Genomic DNA, 15,404 nt, shown 5'->3' with positions numbered 1-15,404 from the left:
TCCGGACTATTCCGCGTCGGGGTCGATACCGGCGAAGAGATCGGTCTCTGGCAGCTCGGTCTGCACGCGAGTGCGGGCGAGCTCAAACTCTTCGGTCGGCCAAACGCGCTGCTGAATGTCTACTGGCACGGCGAAGAATGGCCCGTTCGGATCGATCTGCGTGGCGTGCGCCAGCAGCGCCTGATCCCGCTGCTGGAAGTAATCGCCGCACTCAACCTGCGTGGTCACGCGGGTCATGATGTCGCCAGGAGTCTTAGTCCAGCGGCGGAAGGACTCGGCCAGTGGACTTTCCAAGCCGTTGTCGCGGTAGTAGTTATCCAGCGCGATGAGGCGCGCCTTGATAAAACCGTGGGTGTAGTAGAGCTTGGAAATCTCCCATGGTTCACCGAGCTCGGGGTACTTATCCGTTCCAGACTCCAGCCAAGCGCGCATGGACACGATATGGGTCATGATGTGGTCCGGGTGCGGGTAGCCACCGTTTTCGTCGTAAGTAATGACGACGTGCGGACGAAACTCGCGAATTGCCCGAATGAGAGGCTTGGTCGCATCCTCGACCGATTGGCGAGCAAACACTCCGTGCGACAGCACCGGCACCGGGTTGCCCGCAGGCAGACCGGAGTCGGTAAAGCCGAGCCACTCATGTTCAACGCCGAGAGTCTCAGCGGCTGCAGCCATTTCGTGAACGCGCACTGCGGCGATATTCTCCCGCACCTCCGGCCGATCCATCGCAGGGTTGAGAATGCTGCCGGCCTCACCGCCGGTGCAGGTCACCACTTTGACGCGATGCCCTTCCGCCGCATATCGGGCCATCGTTGCGGCGCCCTTGCTCGATTCGTCATCAGGATGAGCGTGAATTGCCATCAGACGAAGTGTCAATTGAAGTCACTCCCGCTACTATCTCAGTCCATGTTTTCTGGCCAAGGCCGGAGCCCTTCGACCGCAACGATGCTACTCCAGCACCGTTTCAATACCGCCCCACTATAGCGCTGCACCATCATATGACCACGCAGCATCGCTACTCGGTGGAACGACATAGCAGCAGGACACCGCGCCACACCAGAAAGATTGTTTAACTGTCAACATTTTACCACGTCGACCGAGAACTCCGATAGGCTAAAAAGCATGGCTGAAAGTTCGGAGCGAAACACCCGAAATACCGCAGCGCCGAAGCGAGAGCGCGAGCGCTATGGGGACAACAGTCGCACTCTCCCCGCAAAATTGGTTGTCATCGCTATTGTTGGCATGCTCGTCATCGCCGGCGCATACATCTTCGTTCAGATGAACCGCGTCTCCGCCCCGGATGTCTCTGCAACGCAAGCGGGCTGGAGCCGCACTCCAGGTAAGGAAGATGAGCAGTTCATCTTCACGCTGGACGTCACCCGCGAAAAGCCGGAGCTGGATAGCTACTGCATTATCTATGCGCTGAACTATGACGTGGCAGAGGTCGGGCGTCGCGACGTATTCATCCCGGGCGGCGGCCCCGCTACCGTGCGGATGGACGTCCCCATTGCCACCCGCGAGCTGGCCGTCGCAGGCGATGTCTATGGCTGCTCCACCGACATTCCGGAGTTCCTCGCACCTGCGAAGTAATCTCCCTTCGCGACTGAGGATCATGCGCTGCGGGGGCACGTCGTAAAGCGTGCGCGACAACACTCCGACGCGCCTGTTATTGCCATGTGGCGTGACAGTGCTATCCTGTGACGCAGCCGACGGCCCCACGCGGGGCCGCTTTTGTATTAAATAGCCAAAAACACAGGAGGAACCATGACTGAGGCAAAGAACAATAGCCCATGGCTCACCCAGGAGTCCTACGACAAGCTCAAGGCCGAGCTTGAGGCGCTATATGAAAACCGCCCGGTCATCGCCGCCGAGATTAACGAGCGTCGCGAAGAGGGCGACTTGAAGGAAAACGCCGGCTACGATGCCGCCCGCGAGCAGCAGGGACAGGAAGAGGCACGCATCCGCTACCTCGAAGACCTGCTGCAGCGCGCCACCGTCGGCGAGATTCCACAGGAGTCCGGTGTGGCTCTGGTCGGCACCGTGGTCCACGTCTACTACGACGGCGACGAAGACGACACCGAGACCTTCCTCATCGGTACCCGTGGCGCTGACTCCTCCAACCCGAACCTGGAGACCTACTCCACCGATTCCCCGCTGGGCAAGGCTCTGGTCGGCGCTAAGGAGGGCGAGACCCGCACTTACGCTTCCCCGAGCGGCGACGAAGTGTCTGTCACTGTGGTCAAGGCTGAGCCGTACGACCCGGAGATGGACGCCTAAGCGCTCCCGGCGTTAGACCGCCTCAACCCAGGCGGCAACTTCGGGCCACAGTGCCCGATTCTTGGACCGATAGAAGCCCATATGGCCTATCGGTCCATTTTTTGTGCCCTCTCCCGCTTCGATATCGCGCTTTACGACGTCACACTGCACAGCCCTATCGGTCAATACGTCGACTGCCAACAACAAAGCGCCGGCCAACCCGTAATAACGGGCTACCCGGCGCTTGTGCGTTAGTTAGTTTTCTAGCGTTTAGTCCCTGAAGTAGGACAGCAGACGCAGAATCTCGGTGTAGAGCCAGACCAGGGTCACAGCCAGACCGAGGGCGACACCCCAGGCGTACTGAGCCGGAGCGCCAGCGCGAACCAGGCGATCAGCCTGATCGAAGTCAATCAGGAAGCTGAAGGCTGCCAGGCCGATGCAGACCAGAGAGAAGATGATCGACAGCATGCCGCCGTCACGCAGCGGGAAGCCCAGGCCGAACAGGGAGAGCACCAGGTTGCCCAGCATGAGGACCAGGACACCAATCAGAGCCGCACTCATAAAACGGGTGAACTTCGGGGTCACGCGGATAGCGCCCGACTTGTAGACGAAGAGCATACCGATGAAGACACCCAGGGTAGCCAGCACGGCCTGCATAATCAGCGCACCAGCGGCAACGCCCTGAATTGGAGCAGTGAACATGAAGCTGATGCCACCGACGAAGAGGCCCTCGAAGGCCGCGTAGGTGAGGGTAACCGGCGCGGAGCCGTACTTCTTGCCGAAGGTGGAAACCAAAACAGTAATCAGACCACCGATGGCGCCGACAATGGTCAGAATCATGGCCAGGCTGGTGGAGACACTGACGGCAATGAAGAAATTGACCGCAGCCAAAACGATGATGGTTGCCAGCGTGATGCCGGTCTTGGAAACGACATCGTCGACCGTCATCGGACGGTAGTCGGCGGCAACCTGCGACTGGTACGGGTTATCCCCGTAGCCAGCGCCCATCTGACCTTGGCCGTAGTGATGTGCGCCCGCCTGTCCGCGGGCGACGGTCTTAGTAAGTGAACTGAATGCAGGATTGCTGCTTTCGCGCACGTCGTCCTTCTTTCTTTTCTCAGTTTTTCTTACGTTTTGTATTCAGGCACACGCGCTTACGTTTGCCTACACTTTCTACAACGGGCGATGTAAAGGTATTGTTCCCAACCCTGAAAAACAGTTAGTATCAAGGTAATTCCTCGCCTGCTGGCGGTGATTTTGTAATCGCGGAAAAACTCACAGTCGCCAGGCGTGGGCACCACATGAGTGATTATGAAACAGGAGGTTGGTCAAGATGTCTGATGGCCTTGACTACGATCCGGATACCACTGGTGATTTCGACGAGACCACGCTCGATGGCTCAGAGGGACTCGATGGCGACTTCCTCACCGGTGATGGCGAGAATTATGTAATGGATCCGCCGGACCGCTGGCGGGGCGCTTCTCCGCATGACACTCTCGGCAAGCGGTTGGCCGAGGAAAAGCCGGACATCGACGTCGACGACGATCTGGATGATGACCCGGAGATGCGCTACGGCGATGTCGACGGCCACGAACCGTTCGAGTTCGGCAACGATGGCCCGCGCGACCCGGACCGCAACCGTCGGATGGGCTGGACTACTTACTAAAGTTTTCTAAGTTTTTGTAGTTTTGCCAAATTTACTATCTCGGGGCGCCGCGCAACAGTAGTATCTGTGCCATGACAGCATCTACTGCTACGACAAACCGAACTACCATCCGCAATCCGCTTAACGACGAGCTCGTTGCCCGCCTTCTTCAGCGCGTCACGGTAGCTGATAAGTCGAAGACCGCCACTATCTCGGCGCCATTTACCGGCCAGGAGCTGGCGCAGATTCCTGTCGGTACCCAGGCCGATGTCGACGAGGCCTTCAAGCGTGCCCGTGCGGCGCAGAAGAAGTGGGCCCGCATGGCACCGGAAAAGCGCGGCGAAGTGCTGCACCACTTCCACGACCTGCTCTTTACCCACTGCGACCAGGTGCTGGACCTGCTGCAGGCCGAGACCGGCAAGAACCGCGCCAGTGCCCACGAGGAGCTCGTACACACCGCTATCACCGCCCGCTACTACGGCAATCAGGGCCCGAAACTGCTTGAGCCGAAGCGAGCACACGGTGCTGTCCCAGTACTTTCCAAGACCACCGTCTACCACCACCCAAAGGGCGTCGTCGGTGTTATTGCTCCGTGGAATTACCCACTGACTCTCGCGGTTTCCGACGCGCTGGCTGCACTGATGGCTGGTAACGCCATCGTGCTCAAGCCGGACAGCACCACTCCGTTTACCGCTCTCTTCGCTGTCGATTTGCTCTACCGCGCTGGTCTTCCGGAGGATCTCTTCCAGGTCATTCCAGGCCCAGGTCGCGTTGTCGGCCAGGGCATTGTCGGCCAGTGCGACTTCCTGATGTTCACCGGCTCCTCCGAGACCGGCCGCTCACTGGCACAGCAGTGCGGCGAGCGCCTGATTAGTTTCTCCGCGGAGCTCGGCGGCAAGAACCCGCTGATTGTCGCTGAGGATGCCAACATCAACCGCGCGGTCGAGGGCGCGCGCATCGGCTGCTTCACCAACTCCGGTCACCTGTGCGTGTCCATTGAGCGAATCTATGTCGTGGACTCAGTCTGGGACGAATTCGTCCCGGCATTCACCGACCGCGTGAAGGCAATGTCCATCGGCGCTGGCTACGAGTGGGAAACCGAGATGGGCTGCCTGCAGTCGCAGGGCCAGTTCGACACCGTCAAGTCCATGGTCGACGAGGCCATCGAGGCCGGCGCCACCGTGCTGGCCGGCGGTCGTCCTCGCCCGGATCTGGGACCGCTATTCTACGAGCCGACCGTGCTTACCGACGTCCCGGAGGGCGTCGCCCTGCTGACCGAAGAGGTATTCGGCCCGGTGGTAGTCCTCCAGCGTGTCTCGGATGTCCATGAGGCTATCGCCAAGTCCAACGATTCCCGTTATGGCCTCAACGCTTCGCTGTGGACCTCCCCGCGTCGCGCAAAGGAGCTGGCTCCACAGCTTGAGGCCGGTACCGTCAATGTCAACGATGGTTTTGCTGCGGCCTTCGCGTCTGTCGATGCCCCGATGGGTGGTTTCAAGGATTCGGGTGTGGGCCGTCGTCAAGCAGCGGGCGGCTTGCTGAAGTACACCGATGCGCAGACGGTGACCGTGCAGCGTCTTTCCCCGGTGTCGATGCCACAGATGCCGCGTGAGCTGTACTCGAAGGTGTTCAACACGGCACTTGTTCTCGGCAAGAAGTTCAACGTCCTGCCGTAATATGTGTGGAGCGCACACAAATAGCAAAAGGCCAGGCAGAAAAACGCTTCTACCTGGCCTTTTGGTGCCCCCAGTGGGACTCGAACCCACACTGAAAGGGTGTTAAAGGGCGATAATGTTGGTTCCTGCCACTGACCAAGATTCCTATTATTCCAGGTCAATGGTCTAGTTAACCCGTCTAGTTTCGCCCGTATTCGGTAATTCCGGTTATTATTTGGACATTTTTTGGACAGTTCCCGCCGCGTTACACTTCCTCGCCCTTATCCGGGATTAGCTGGTCTGCGAATGCTGCAACGTCCACCGCGTCACGTGCGATGTAGAACTTCTCGGTAATCGAGCTGTCGGCATGTCCCATCGCAACAGCAAGAGACCACGGGTCGAGGTTGCCTTTGCCTACGCTGCTAAACGTCCGTCGAAGCGTGTGGATCGTGACGTTCTTCCACCGCTCGCCGCGCGCCATCCGAAAATCTTCGTTGAAATTGTTTTCCCACCTGTACGTTCCCGTAGCTGACGGAAACACCATCGGGAGATAATCGCCGTGACGCTCCTTGTTCTTTCGAATAATCTCCATTGCCTTCGGCGCTAGCGAGATTGAGCGTGTGGCCGCATCGGTCTTTCCGTGCTCCTGGCGAATGTTCCCCGTTGCCTTCGAGTAACTAATCGTTGCATTGAGGGTAAGGACAGGCGGGTCTTTTTCGTCGTCAATGTCGCTGAAGTTGAGCGCTAACAACTCCCCTGCTCTAAACCCTGTGAGCAGCGCTAGGACGCACACCTCGTAAACGTATTCGTAATCGCTTTTTCGCAGGTCTTTAAGGAATTCTGTTACTTCTTCAGGCGTAAGTCGATTGACCTCTTTCTTGGCCGTCTTCAGTGGCCGAACATCTTTCATTGGGTTATGACCGATGAGACGGTATCGAGCAGCGAGCCCGAACGCTCCGTTGAGGACTGTTCTGCACTGCTGGACGTTGCGACGCTTAGACGAGTGAATCCACTGATCCATAACGAGGGGCGTTATCTCGTTGAGCCTTAGAGCTCCGAGGGTGGGCTTCAGATGCTTTTCTATGACGTCGGTGTATCTATCGACGGATTGCGGTTTGGTGCCGTCGGTCTTTTTGACGGCTAGGTATTCGTCGAGCAGTTTCGAGAAGGTGCTTGTCGAGGATAACTCCGCGTGGTCGGTGTGCTCTTCGAGTCTTTGTGCGCATCGTTGCTTCAGCGCGGTTTTGGCTTTGTTTGCTGATTGCCCGCGTGCTCGGACTCTGACGGTTTCGCCTGTGGTGAGTCGTAGTCTCGTGTCTGCTTCCCAGCGGGTTGGTTTGCCGTCTTCGTCGGTTGCGACTGGTTTTATGTTTATCTCGCCCCAGGTTCCTGGTGTGAGTGCTGGTCTGCCTCGTGCCATTGTGGTGGTTCCTTTTCGACACTTTCGACACGACTGTCGAAAACTATTTATGTGTGTTGACCTGCTTTTTCTACACTTTCGACAGTTTCGACAGTGCTTATACAGGAAGGGTTACTCACCTTCCGGCGACTTCCAAGGCCACTTATTAAGAAAGTCTAGGAGCGCCTCTCGCTGCTCGTCTGTGAGTGCCGACTTCTCGACCACGACACCACCTGACTCCTTAATATGTTGGTTCAGCCGTCCTATTCGCGCCTGAATGGAGCGCAGTGGAGCCTCCGCGTCTGGATCTCGTGCAATCGCAAGCCGCCTTGATTCACTAACGGCTTCATGCGCCACTCGCGAGCGCTCTTCCACAAAACGAACAAGTTGGGCTCCCATTCCTGAACTAGCCTGCACGCCAGTTCGCCCGCCATCTCTTTTCACCCGGATAGGCCAGCCGCTGACCGTACCGACGATCCAGTCGAAGAACTCCTTCGCACTAACAGTTCGATTCGGTAAGCCTTCGAGCTCCCCGTCTGGATAGCCGGGAGAAAGAAGCAGCGCTGGATTAGTCCCCAGAACATGAGCGATAACGATTAGCTCCGCAACTGTGAGCCGATCCTTACGTCTACCCGTCTCCATGTTGGTAAGGACGCTGGCACTAATCGGGAATCCCGCGAGTTTCGTTCGCTCGGCTAGCTGCGCAACCGTGATGCCTTCAGCCTTACGCCGCTTCACTATCTCCGCAATGACTTTTTGCGTGTACTCGTTCGACCAGTCCGACTTTTCTGTCATATGGACATTTTAAGCATAAGTATTGTGCTGTCCAGACAGATGTGATAAAACTGTCTATAGAGCAGAATTTCAGTTTATTTTCTGCCTGTCCGACAGTTTGGAGTAATTATGAAGCCCTCCTTGAACCCCTCCGAAGTTGCACCGCTTCTCGGAGTCTCTAGGTCTTCCGTATACGAGGCGATTCGCAATGACGCTTTTCCAACACCAGTAATCAAAGTTGGTGGCCGCTACGTGATTCCAGCGAAGCCACTGCTCGACCTGCTCGGCCTCGACGAACTACCCGCCGACGCCGCCTAACCAAAAAGGAGAACCACAATGCCGAACCAGTACACCACCGAAGAACTCACCCTCTTTCGCGCCGACGCCGCCTTAACCCTCGCCCTCGCTGTCCTCCGCGCAGTCGAGAACGGCGAGAACGTCAACGCCGACGAAGCTGTCGCCGGTGCTCTCATCGACTTCCGAATCGCTAACGCCGACTACGAAGCCGCCACCCGCGACGAAGACAACTAACCCCCAGGAAGGAAAAACCAATGTCCAACTACGCCAACTCCTACATCACCTTGACCGCCTGCGAAACAATTCCGCTAATCCAGGAGCACATGCCAGACCGCTCGCCGGAAGGCGCCCCGTGGGAGTTCGAAGTACAGGAGCTTATCGCCGAGCGCATCAAGCCAAACTTCCGCCGCACTCTCCTGGACTACATCGAGGTTGCCAAGGGTGCGGATTATGTCTATGCACCCGGCCTCGATAAGGAATTCATGCTCAACGGAATCATCGCCCGCTTCGGCACCGACGCGCTCCTGGAGGTCATGGCAAAGGACTCCTTCACCCTCGGCATGACATACCTAGTCAACCAGGGTGAAAAGGCACTCACCCAAATGCTCGCGAATCTGAAATAAGAAAAAGCGCCTCACCGCCGACACGGTAAGACGCTAATCCTCTACCCAATCCCGAACCAGGAGACGGAAGGAACATCTCGAAAGATGCACAACAAGAATAACACAGATTTCGAACATATCTCCGATAGGAAGACAGGGACGAAATCGAAAAGGCGACGTCGCAGGATCGCAGCACACACCATCGTCCGCCGAACAGAGGCAGGCGACCACGCCGCATGTGGCCACTTCATCGCCCGCCAGTGGGTAACTCCCGTGAAGGTTGATAGCGACGGCGTGCCACTGTCGGCTGAGTACTACCCGTGCCCGGCCTGCCGGGACATGAAGCGACTCGAAAAGAGCATGGAAGGCCATTGGCCGAAGTTCCTCATTCCGGCTGATATGGCGCTGGATCTGGCCGACCGCTGGGAGGCCGAAAAGTGACCGCCATTGTTTGCGACGAGCTTCTCGACGAAGCCGACACAGCACTTGTCGAGGACGCGGCCACCCTGCTCGCACACCTCGACGTCACCCACCTGATTTACGCCGCCGTAAAAACGAAAAGCGCTTAAGCGTCACTGTGACACAACGGTAAGCAGGGTTATCCCGGAACGGTTCGTTTGACGGAGTTCGATTCTCCGACCGGGAGCAGGGACTTCCCCCAGTCCTTAGAGTTTTCCGAATCTGAAAGAGACTACGGGGTTCGGTGCCGATTACGACATCGAATGTTTGTTGAAGAGCCGACCAGGAAGGCTACAAGTGATTACTAAAAACTCGATTCAGTACCAGGGAACAGAGTTCCTTGCCAGCGTCCTTAAGCTCCCGCCGCAGAACCGACGAGATCATCTCTTGCTCGTCGAAGCGGAAGACTTCGCCACCCCACCAACTCGCGAGGTGTACCGAGCTCTTCTCACGATGCCAGAGCTGGATACCGCCGAAGGCTTCGAAGCCGCCGACGCTGCACTGTGGCAGCACCTTCTAGCGACTGGCGCTCTTTCCGGCAACATGCATATTGGCATCAGAGCGGCCTACGAAGACCTTCAAAAGGTCACACCGCAAGCCTGGCTGTGTGGTGTCTACGCCAGACAGCTCCGAGAGACTCGTTACCGCAATGCGCTTCGGAGTTTCCTGAATTTGGCCGACCAGAACGCAGATAAGTTGCCTGTGGCTGAACTTGACGAGATGACGCGCAACAGTGGCACTCGCCTTCAGTACCTCGCCCAGCGCGTCGAAGGCGCCGACGCTCTTAAGGCGGTGGCCTAACTGTGAGCAAGGCTGACGAAATCGAAGATGCTGTTATGCGCGCGGTTGGTCTCGCTCCCCAGCTCGAAGATAACGATGCTGACGTTGAAGACGTCGATGCCGACTTGCAGGCCGTCCTTCAGCTTCAAGACGAACGCACGATTGACTGGCTCACCTTGAGTGAGCAGGAGTTTCCGCCACTGGCGTGGGCTATCGACGGACTTATCCCGGAAGGCTACGGCCTGATTGTTGCGCCGCCGAAGGCCGGTAAGTCCTGGTTCGTTCTCGACATTGCTGTTGCCTGCGCTACCGGAAGTAGAGCGCTCGACGCGTTGCCCGCCAAGAAGCGCCCGGTCTTGTATTTGGCTCTCGAAGATGGACACCGCCGACTTCAAGAGCGCCTGAACGTCCTCAAAGATGCCCGCCACGTCCAGCCAAATAACTCGTTGAAGCTAGTAGTCGATGCTGACTCACTGGAGGCCGATGCCCTCATCTCGCTCTTCATCGAGGAACACCACGACGAAGCACCGCTTATCATTCTCGACACTATCGGCCGCGTGATGCCCGGCAAGGCCGCAGGTGAAAACGAGTACCAACGCGATTACCGCTTCGGAGCGAAGCTGAAGAAGTATGTCGCAGCCATGCCGGGAGGAACTCTCCTTGCCGTCCACCACACCAACAAGGGCATACACTCCGACTTCCAAAACGCCGTGAGCGGTACGCAAGGTATCGCTGGCGCCGCCGACTTCACCGCCGTCATTCAACGCCAACGAAACGAAGACGAAGCCGTCCTGTCGATTACCGGCCGTGATGTTCCTGAAGCCGAGTACGGAATGAAGTTCGACGCTGGACTGTGGTCAATCGTCGGAGGTGACCTGTCCACCGCAAGCGAGGCTGTAGCCGAAATTCGAGCAGCACAGGCACAAAGCAACCTCGGCGACCGCATGACAGAGATTGTTCACTTCGTGGATCAAAGCGACACCCCTGTTACTCCCGCTGCTATTGCCGAGAAGTTTGGCCTTACCCGCAAGGACGCTGGCTCATACCTCGCACGCGCAGAACGTAAAGACCTTATCGCCAAGCAAGGCCGTGGAAAGTATGTGTCGAAATTGTCGAATGTGTCGAAATCACAGGTAGAAGGCAAAAATCAACTTTCGACAGCGGTGTCGAAAGTGTCGAAAACTCAAACCAATGATGAGTTTCTCGACGCTCTCACCTCGGCTCTTAGTCCTACGCATGGCCTCGCCAAGCCGCAAATTGTGAGCCTCGTGCCTAAGAAGCTGAACCCGGAAGACAACCTCGACGCTGCTCTTTCTCATCTCGAACAGCAAGGTCTCATCGTCCAAACCTTCGAAGGTAAATACCTTCTAGCGCAAGGAGCTAAGTAGTCGTGAAGCGTCACATTAAATGTAAGGCAGTCAACTCAAACAGGAGGCTAAGCATCGTTCTTCGCCCCGATTCACGCGATAAAACCAAGTGGTTCCTCGGCACTCCATGCGGAGCAATGTTGCTCGACGAAGACCAGATGATCCAGCTAGCCAACGCTGTTGCCGACCTCCTGGAGGCCGACGAGTGAAGACACCACCGTTCCCGAAGGTTAGGCGCCTCCCGGCAAGCCTCCGCCCCATCACCGACGCCTCACTCGACGGAGCCGCCTGCAAAGGCCACGCTCCCTTATTCGACCTCACTGTTCATGGCGAGACCTCGGAGCGCCGCGAAGCCCGCCACCACCAAGCCCGCAACCTGTGCCGGAGGTGCCCTGTCTTCACTCAATGCACCACGGTTGCAGGCCAACTCAAGCATGACCACAAACAAGGACTTTGGGCAGGAATGCTGCTCGACAACAACAAGGAGAACTAAGTGAAACTCACGGCACTAACTTCAATTTTCCTCGACGGCACTCTCGTTAAGAAGGGCACCGTCTTCACCACCACGGCCACCACCGGCGAGCGCCTTATCCGCAGTGGATCAGCCAGCCCCGCCGAGCAGTCCACTAAGCAAGCGGCACCACGAAACCAAGTTCCCGCTGTCAAGGAACCGGCCGAGCCGACACCACAGGAGCAGCGACCAGCGCCGCCGCGCAAGGCCGCGCCGAAAAAAGTTTGGGAGGACTACGCCACCGCCCTCGGTATCCCCGCCGCCGGTCTGACGAAGCCGGAGCTCATCGCGGTGTGTCTGGACTACTAGAAGGAGACGTTTAGGAATGCATCATTACAAGGAGTCGTGTTTCATCTTGAGCCCGGAAGAAGCAACAAGCATTGCCAGAACTCTACTTGAAGCGAACGCAGCTCTCGCCCGTCAAGGCGCCAAGATTCCGGCGAGCATGATTGCCTTCGCCAATGCCGTTTACGCCAACGTAAAAACGCAAAAGCCAATTGAGGACACCGGCGAGACTGTGGAGTATGAGCAAATCACTTCCGCCGAAGCCGCCAAAATTTTGGGTTGTGGCGAGCCCAACGTCCGAGCTCTCGCCAGAGCAGGCAGGCTACCCGGCTCCAAACCTCAAGGCTTCTGGATCTTCAACAGGAGTGATGTCGTGGCCTTCCGCGACTACCGCGAGTGATTGCTCAATTGCAGATGTGGAGCTCGCCCGCGTCGGCACCTGGAACGCAGAAACAGGACAATGCGCCATAACCCGCGCCGACCTTGCTTCCGCCGTCGCAGCAGCACCACATCTACCCGCTATCCCCGTCCGCCTCGGACATTTTGACCCACGTTTCTCCGGCTCTCCTTCCCTGGGGCGTGTGGTCAATTTACGTACCGGCGAGGCCGGCGACGTACTGCTCGGAGACCTCGTAGACCTTCCTCGTTGGCTGTACGACAACGTCTCAAAAGCCTATCCACAGCGCAGTATCGAAGCCGCCCTCGACTTCCAACACGAAGGCCGAACATTCCGGTTTTGCCTTACTGGTCTCGCTCTTCTCGGAGCGGAATGGCCAGCAATGACAAGTCTTCAAGATATCCGCGATCTATTGGAGAAATAACGATGCCCATAAAGAACGAAAACAGGCCGCCATACAAGATGTTGAGCTTCGGCGAAGCAATGGACATGGCGCCAATTGATATCAACCTCAAGGCCGACGATAGGGGAACCAAGGGAATTGCCTTCACGATCCCCTCTCACATCGCCTTCCATGTTCCGATGTACCGCGACCCGGAACTACTCGGAGCATGGCTCGTCGGATACCTCACGGGTCTCGGAGGAGACACCGTAGAGCACATGGTCAACTTGCGAATGAAGGATAAGTGAAATGTTTTACCCTGGAGCGGCAGATCTCAACGACCGCACTATCACCGTTGATTCCGTCCTCAATGACCCAACCATCATTGAGCACCGAATCGCAGAACTGGCAACCCCGAATCTGATTGTCGAGACCGTCTTCTCACAGGACAACTCCCCGGTGCAGGGTGGTGCAGTGATCTACTCGGAGACCACGGAGAAGAACTTCTACACCGACAACGATGTGACGCAGCGCATGCCAGGAGACGAGTACACCATCGTCTACCGCGAGCGCCCCGAAGCGAAACTCGCCCGCGTCGAAGACTACGGCGGCAAGTTCGCCACCAGTGACGAGGCACGCCGACGCAACCAGGCAATCGACTTCGACAACGACGTCCGCGTCCTGTCCAACACTCTTGTGCGCAAGCTCAACCAGCGAGCAATCGAAACTATCGAAGCCGCCCGTGATGCCCACAAGACCAACACCCTTGCAATCCCCGGCACCGGCTGGAAGGACGTTGTCCTCGACGGCAACCCCACAACCATCACCGCCCCAGCTGACCGCCCTCACTCCCATATCGCCAACCTGTTCGCAGTCGCTGAACAGCAAGAGCTCGGCATCGAGTACACCAAGATGCTTGTCTCCCCGGCAATGAAGGCGACCCTGCGAACGGTCTACGGCTCCGACCTCGGCACCATGCTCGAAGACTTCGGCCTCGACCTGATCTCCACCAACTTTGTGGCCGACGATCTGGCTTACTTCGTTGACCCCGGCAAGGCCGGTTTCGTCAAGTACGAAGAGCCGCTGAACGTCACCACATGGCGAGACGAGGCACACCGACAGACCTGGACACAGGCATACGCAATGCCGGTCATGGGAATTACTACCCCGTCCGCTATCGGGGTAATCGAGTTTTCTAAGGAGTAAACCAATGTTCTTCAACAACCAGATGCAAGAGCGATTCAACCCCGGCACCGACCTCACAGCCGTTGCCACCGACCAGGTGGCAGGCAAGACCCTCGTCACCTACTCGAAGGGACTCACCAGCAGCCTTATCAGCGTCGCCACCGCCACCCCAGGCAAGGCGGTTGCCGGAGTCGCTAAGTACGACGCGGCCACCGGCGAGCACGTTGGTGTTGCGCGTGGCTCCGGCCGCATCGTCACCATCACCGCCGCCACCGGCCTGAAGGCAGGAGACCCGGTAACCGTTGGTGACGCTGGCAAGGCCACTACCGCCACTGACAACAGCCACATTGTTGGTTGGTGCGTTGACGATGCCGACGCTGGCACCGACGCACTGATTAGCCTCGCTCACTAAGGAGACCCCCATGCCTGACTTTAAGCGCCTGTTTTTCAGCACCCCCACCCCCTCCGAGGACGGCGAGGACAATACCCGCCCCCTCAAGAAGGACGGCCAGCCCAGTGACCTCACCTTCACTAATGACCAGGTAGCCACGATGTACGCCGCCCTGGGTCTCGACCCGGAGGCGTCCGCCGATGACTTTGTCGCCAAGATTCTCGAAGTAGCCGAATCAGCTCACGACGCAGATTCCAATCGTCTCGACAGTTCACTCAACCAAGAAGACGTACAGCGCATTGCAGCATCAGCAGCACGCGAAGCAATCGCAATCACCAATCCAGACAACAACGTCATCATCGACAAGAACGTCTGGGACGAAATGAAGCGCAACATGGACATTGGTCTCGCATCGAAGCGACAGCAGCACCGACTCGAAGCCGAAGCTGTAGTTGATCAAGCTATCCGTCTAAGTAAGGCTTCAGCAGCGCAGCGCGAAAACTGGATTGCAGCCTACAACGCTGACAAGGAAGCAACTGTGAAGGCTCTCAACGCAGCGGCAGCGATTCCACGCATTGAAATTGGGCATTCGCTGACACTTGAGCAGTTGGAGGAACGCCAGCGAAACAATTGGGTGCGCTAACCCAAAAAACCAACCAGGCAAGACCCTCGAGGAACTTTTTCCAAGGGGGTCTTTCCGCTATCAACAAGAGGATTACTTTCAATGAAAAGGCAACCGCGGCAGACCGAGAACCAAAAAGGCCGCGGCAGTATCCACAAGAAGACCCGGAAACGCCTCATGCATCTACACCACGACGGCGCTCTTTGTTGGTGGTGTGGCAAGCCGATGTATCGAGACGCGAAACTCAATTGGGATCAGCGTCCTTTGCATGCAGACCATTCGCGAGCTCTCGGCCAATACGGAGCACACAACAACCTCGCAGACAGGCTCTTGCACGCAACCTGTAATCAACAACGAGGCGACGGCACCAGAGACAACACCCGCCCCGCCCTCCACC

Annotated in this window: 23 protein-coding genes; 19 read left to right on the top strand and 4 right to left on the bottom strand. The window is 57.5% G+C overall.

Features of this window, described 5'->3' with window-relative positions:
* Positions 1–6: 6 nt before the first annotated feature.
* The gene (gene mca, locus HMPREF2878_RS08905; RefSeq protein ID WP_070546065.1) at positions 7–861 is read right to left on the bottom strand and encodes a mycothiol conjugate amidase Mca; all 855 of its coding nucleotides are present in this window, start codon (positions 859–861) and stop codon (positions 7–9) included.
* A 261-nt stretch (positions 862–1,122) separates the two neighbouring features.
* Between mca and HMPREF2878_RS08900 the strand changes: the two genes are divergently transcribed.
* Both HMPREF2878_RS08900 and greA read left to right on the top strand, forming a co-directional pair.
* The gene (locus tag HMPREF2878_RS08900) at positions 1,123–1,590 is read left to right on the top strand and encodes a DUF4307 domain-containing protein (protein ID WP_070566587.1); all 468 of its coding nucleotides are present in this window, start codon (positions 1,123–1,125) and stop codon (positions 1,588–1,590) included.
* Positions 1,591–1,764: 174 nt separating this feature from the next.
* Positions 1,765–2,277, top strand: coding sequence for a transcription elongation factor GreA (gene greA, locus HMPREF2878_RS08895; protein ID WP_048733968.1), 513 nt, complete (start codon positions 1,765–1,767; stop codon positions 2,275–2,277).
* 249 nt (positions 2,278–2,526) lie between these two features.
* Here the strand turns inward: greA and HMPREF2878_RS08890 are convergent, their stop codons facing one another.
* Positions 2,527–3,354: a Bax inhibitor-1/YccA family protein gene (locus HMPREF2878_RS08890; protein ID WP_048733966.1), complete on the bottom strand. Its 828-nt coding sequence runs from the start codon at positions 3,352–3,354 to the stop codon at positions 2,527–2,529.
* A 235-nt stretch (positions 3,355–3,589) separates the two neighbouring features.
* Here HMPREF2878_RS08890 and HMPREF2878_RS08885 point away from each other — a divergent pair, with 235 nt between their 5' ends.
* Together HMPREF2878_RS08885 and HMPREF2878_RS08880 are read left to right on the top strand one after the other, a co-directional pair.
* Positions 3,590–3,922, top strand: coding sequence for a hypothetical protein (locus tag HMPREF2878_RS08885; protein ID WP_048733964.1), 333 nt, complete (start codon positions 3,590–3,592; stop codon positions 3,920–3,922).
* Positions 3,923–3,993: 71 nt separating this feature from the next.
* The gene (locus HMPREF2878_RS08880; RefSeq protein ID WP_070653366.1) at positions 3,994–5,577 is read left to right on the top strand and encodes a succinic semialdehyde dehydrogenase; all 1,584 of its coding nucleotides are present in this window, start codon (positions 3,994–3,996) and stop codon (positions 5,575–5,577) included.
* Between the two features lie 244 nt (positions 5,578–5,821).
* Here the strand turns inward: HMPREF2878_RS08880 and HMPREF2878_RS08875 are convergent, their stop codons facing one another.
* Entirely contained in the window at positions 5,822–6,976 is a 1,155-nt protein-coding gene (locus HMPREF2878_RS08875; RefSeq protein WP_070653364.1) for a tyrosine-type recombinase/integrase, read from the bottom strand.
* Positions 6,977–7,087: 111 nt separating this feature from the next.
* On the bottom strand, positions 7,088–7,750 hold the full coding sequence (locus HMPREF2878_RS08870; RefSeq protein WP_070653362.1) for a helix-turn-helix domain-containing protein: 663 nt from the start codon (positions 7,748–7,750) through the stop codon (positions 7,088–7,090).
* A gap of 108 nt (positions 7,751–7,858) precedes the next feature.
* Between HMPREF2878_RS08870 and HMPREF2878_RS08865 the strand changes: the two genes are divergently transcribed.
* From HMPREF2878_RS08865 to HMPREF2878_RS08795, 15 genes are all read left to right on the top strand, one after another.
* The gene (locus HMPREF2878_RS08865) at positions 7,859–8,047 is read left to right on the top strand and encodes a helix-turn-helix transcriptional regulator (RefSeq protein WP_070653360.1); all 189 of its coding nucleotides are present in this window, start codon (positions 7,859–7,861) and stop codon (positions 8,045–8,047) included.
* Positions 8,048–8,065: 18 nt separating this feature from the next.
* Positions 8,066–8,260, top strand: coding sequence for a hypothetical protein (locus HMPREF2878_RS08860; RefSeq protein WP_070653357.1), 195 nt, complete (start codon positions 8,066–8,068; stop codon positions 8,258–8,260).
* 20 nt (positions 8,261–8,280) lie between these two features.
* The gene (locus HMPREF2878_RS08855; protein ID WP_070653355.1) at positions 8,281–8,649 is read left to right on the top strand and encodes a hypothetical protein; all 369 of its coding nucleotides are present in this window, start codon (positions 8,281–8,283) and stop codon (positions 8,647–8,649) included.
* Positions 8,650–8,733: 84 nt separating this feature from the next.
* A complete protein-coding gene (locus tag HMPREF2878_RS08850) occupies positions 8,734–9,069 on the top strand; it encodes a hypothetical protein (protein ID WP_070653352.1) in 336 nt (111 codons plus the stop codon).
* Complete coding sequence (locus HMPREF2878_RS11585) at positions 9,066–9,197, top strand: hypothetical protein (RefSeq protein ID WP_256375043.1); 132 nt, start codon at positions 9,066–9,068, stop codon at positions 9,195–9,197. The genes HMPREF2878_RS08850 and HMPREF2878_RS11585 overlap by 4 nt, the downstream gene beginning before the upstream one ends.
* A 187-nt stretch (positions 9,198–9,384) precedes the next feature.
* Positions 9,385–9,888: a hypothetical protein gene (locus HMPREF2878_RS08845; protein ID WP_070653350.1), complete on the top strand. Its 504-nt coding sequence runs from the start codon at positions 9,385–9,387 to the stop codon at positions 9,886–9,888.
* 2 nt (positions 9,889–9,890) lie between these two features.
* Entirely contained in the window at positions 9,891–11,255 is a 1,365-nt protein-coding gene (locus tag HMPREF2878_RS08840; protein ID WP_070653348.1) for an AAA family ATPase, read from the top strand.
* Between the two features lie 106 nt (positions 11,256–11,361).
* Positions 11,362–11,727 (top strand): WhiB family transcriptional regulator, encoded by a 366-nt coding sequence (locus HMPREF2878_RS11640; RefSeq protein ID WP_083310839.1) that lies wholly within the window; start codon positions 11,362–11,364, stop codon positions 11,725–11,727.
* The gene (locus HMPREF2878_RS08825) at positions 11,728–12,054 is read left to right on the top strand and encodes a hypothetical protein (RefSeq protein WP_070653342.1); all 327 of its coding nucleotides are present in this window, start codon (positions 11,728–11,730) and stop codon (positions 12,052–12,054) included.
* Positions 12,055–12,100: 46 nt separating this feature from the next.
* Positions 12,101–12,430 carry a helix-turn-helix domain-containing protein gene (locus HMPREF2878_RS08820; RefSeq protein ID WP_210387016.1) on the top strand — a complete coding sequence of 110 codons (330 nt, stop codon included), beginning with the start codon at positions 12,101–12,103 and terminating at the stop codon, positions 12,428–12,430.
* The gene (locus HMPREF2878_RS08815; RefSeq protein WP_141753134.1) at positions 12,399–12,851 is read left to right on the top strand and encodes a hypothetical protein; all 453 of its coding nucleotides are present in this window, start codon (positions 12,399–12,401) and stop codon (positions 12,849–12,851) included. The genes HMPREF2878_RS08820 and HMPREF2878_RS08815 overlap by 32 nt, the downstream gene beginning before the upstream one ends.
* A 2-nt stretch (positions 12,852–12,853) precedes the next feature.
* A complete protein-coding gene (locus HMPREF2878_RS08810) occupies positions 12,854–13,117 on the top strand; it encodes a hypothetical protein (RefSeq protein WP_070653336.1) in 264 nt (87 codons plus the stop codon).
* 1 nt (position 13,118) lies between these two features.
* A complete protein-coding gene (locus tag HMPREF2878_RS08805; RefSeq protein WP_070653334.1) occupies positions 13,119–14,015 on the top strand; it encodes a major capsid protein in 897 nt (298 codons plus the stop codon).
* 4 nt (positions 14,016–14,019) lie between these two features.
* Positions 14,020–14,406: a capsid cement protein gene (locus HMPREF2878_RS08800; protein WP_083310838.1), complete on the top strand. Its 387-nt coding sequence runs from the start codon at positions 14,020–14,022 to the stop codon at positions 14,404–14,406.
* Between the two features lie 10 nt (positions 14,407–14,416).
* Positions 14,417–15,028, top strand: coding sequence for a hypothetical protein (locus HMPREF2878_RS08795; RefSeq protein ID WP_070653332.1), 612 nt, complete (start codon positions 14,417–14,419; stop codon positions 15,026–15,028).
* Positions 15,029–15,404: the final 376 nt, after the last annotated feature.

Origin of the sequence: Corynebacterium sp. HMSC065H09, from assembly GCF_001812845.1 — a bacterium.
GTDB lineage: Bacteria > Actinomycetota > Actinomycetes > Mycobacteriales > Mycobacteriaceae > Corynebacterium > Corynebacterium jeikeium_D.
The sequence above is the reverse complement of the archived record's forward strand: the minus strand, read 5'-3'. Positions and strand labels throughout refer to the sequence as shown.

Bases quoted from the DNA above. Each gene is read 5' to 3' on its own strand.
- mca (WP_070546065.1), bottom strand. From the start codon at position 861: ATGGCAATTCACGCTCATCCTGATGACGAATCGAGCAAGGGCGCCGCA.
- HMPREF2878_RS08900 (WP_070566587.1), top strand. From the start codon at position 1,123: ATGGCTGAAAGTTCGGAGCGAAACACCCGAAATACCGCAGCGCCGAAG.
- greA (WP_048733968.1), top strand. From the start codon at position 1,765: ATGACTGAGGCAAAGAACAATAGCCCATGGCTCACCCAGGAGTCCTAC.
- HMPREF2878_RS08885 (WP_048733964.1), top strand. From the start codon at position 3,590: ATGTCTGATGGCCTTGACTACGATCCGGATACCACTGGTGATTTCGAC.
- HMPREF2878_RS08880 (WP_070653366.1), top strand. From the start codon at position 3,994: ATGACAGCATCTACTGCTACGACAAACCGAACTACCATCCGCAATCCG.
- HMPREF2878_RS08875 (WP_070653364.1), bottom strand. From the start codon at position 6,976: ATGGCACGAGGCAGACCAGCACTCACACCAGGAACCTGGGGCGAGATA.
- HMPREF2878_RS08870 (WP_070653362.1), bottom strand. From the start codon at position 7,750: ATGACAGAAAAGTCGGACTGGTCGAACGAGTACACGCAAAAAGTCATT.
- HMPREF2878_RS08865 (WP_070653360.1), top strand. From the start codon at position 7,859: ATGAAGCCCTCCTTGAACCCCTCCGAAGTTGCACCGCTTCTCGGAGTC.
- HMPREF2878_RS08860 (WP_070653357.1), top strand. From the start codon at position 8,066: ATGCCGAACCAGTACACCACCGAAGAACTCACCCTCTTTCGCGCCGAC.
- HMPREF2878_RS08855 (WP_070653355.1), top strand. From the start codon at position 8,281: ATGTCCAACTACGCCAACTCCTACATCACCTTGACCGCCTGCGAAACA.
- HMPREF2878_RS08850 (WP_070653352.1), top strand. From the start codon at position 8,734: ATGCACAACAAGAATAACACAGATTTCGAACATATCTCCGATAGGAAG.
- HMPREF2878_RS11640 (WP_083310839.1), top strand. From the start codon at position 11,362: ATGCGGAGCAATGTTGCTCGACGAAGACCAGATGATCCAGCTAGCCAA.
- HMPREF2878_RS08815 (WP_141753134.1), top strand. From the start codon at position 12,399: ATGTCGTGGCCTTCCGCGACTACCGCGAGTGATTGCTCAATTGCAGAT.
- HMPREF2878_RS08810 (WP_070653336.1), top strand. From the start codon at position 12,854: ATGCCCATAAAGAACGAAAACAGGCCGCCATACAAGATGTTGAGCTTC.
- HMPREF2878_RS08805 (WP_070653334.1), top strand. From the start codon at position 13,119: ATGTTTTACCCTGGAGCGGCAGATCTCAACGACCGCACTATCACCGTT.
- HMPREF2878_RS08800 (WP_083310838.1), top strand. From the start codon at position 14,020: ATGTTCTTCAACAACCAGATGCAAGAGCGATTCAACCCCGGCACCGAC.
- HMPREF2878_RS08795 (WP_070653332.1), top strand. From the start codon at position 14,417: ATGCCTGACTTTAAGCGCCTGTTTTTCAGCACCCCCACCCCCTCCGAG.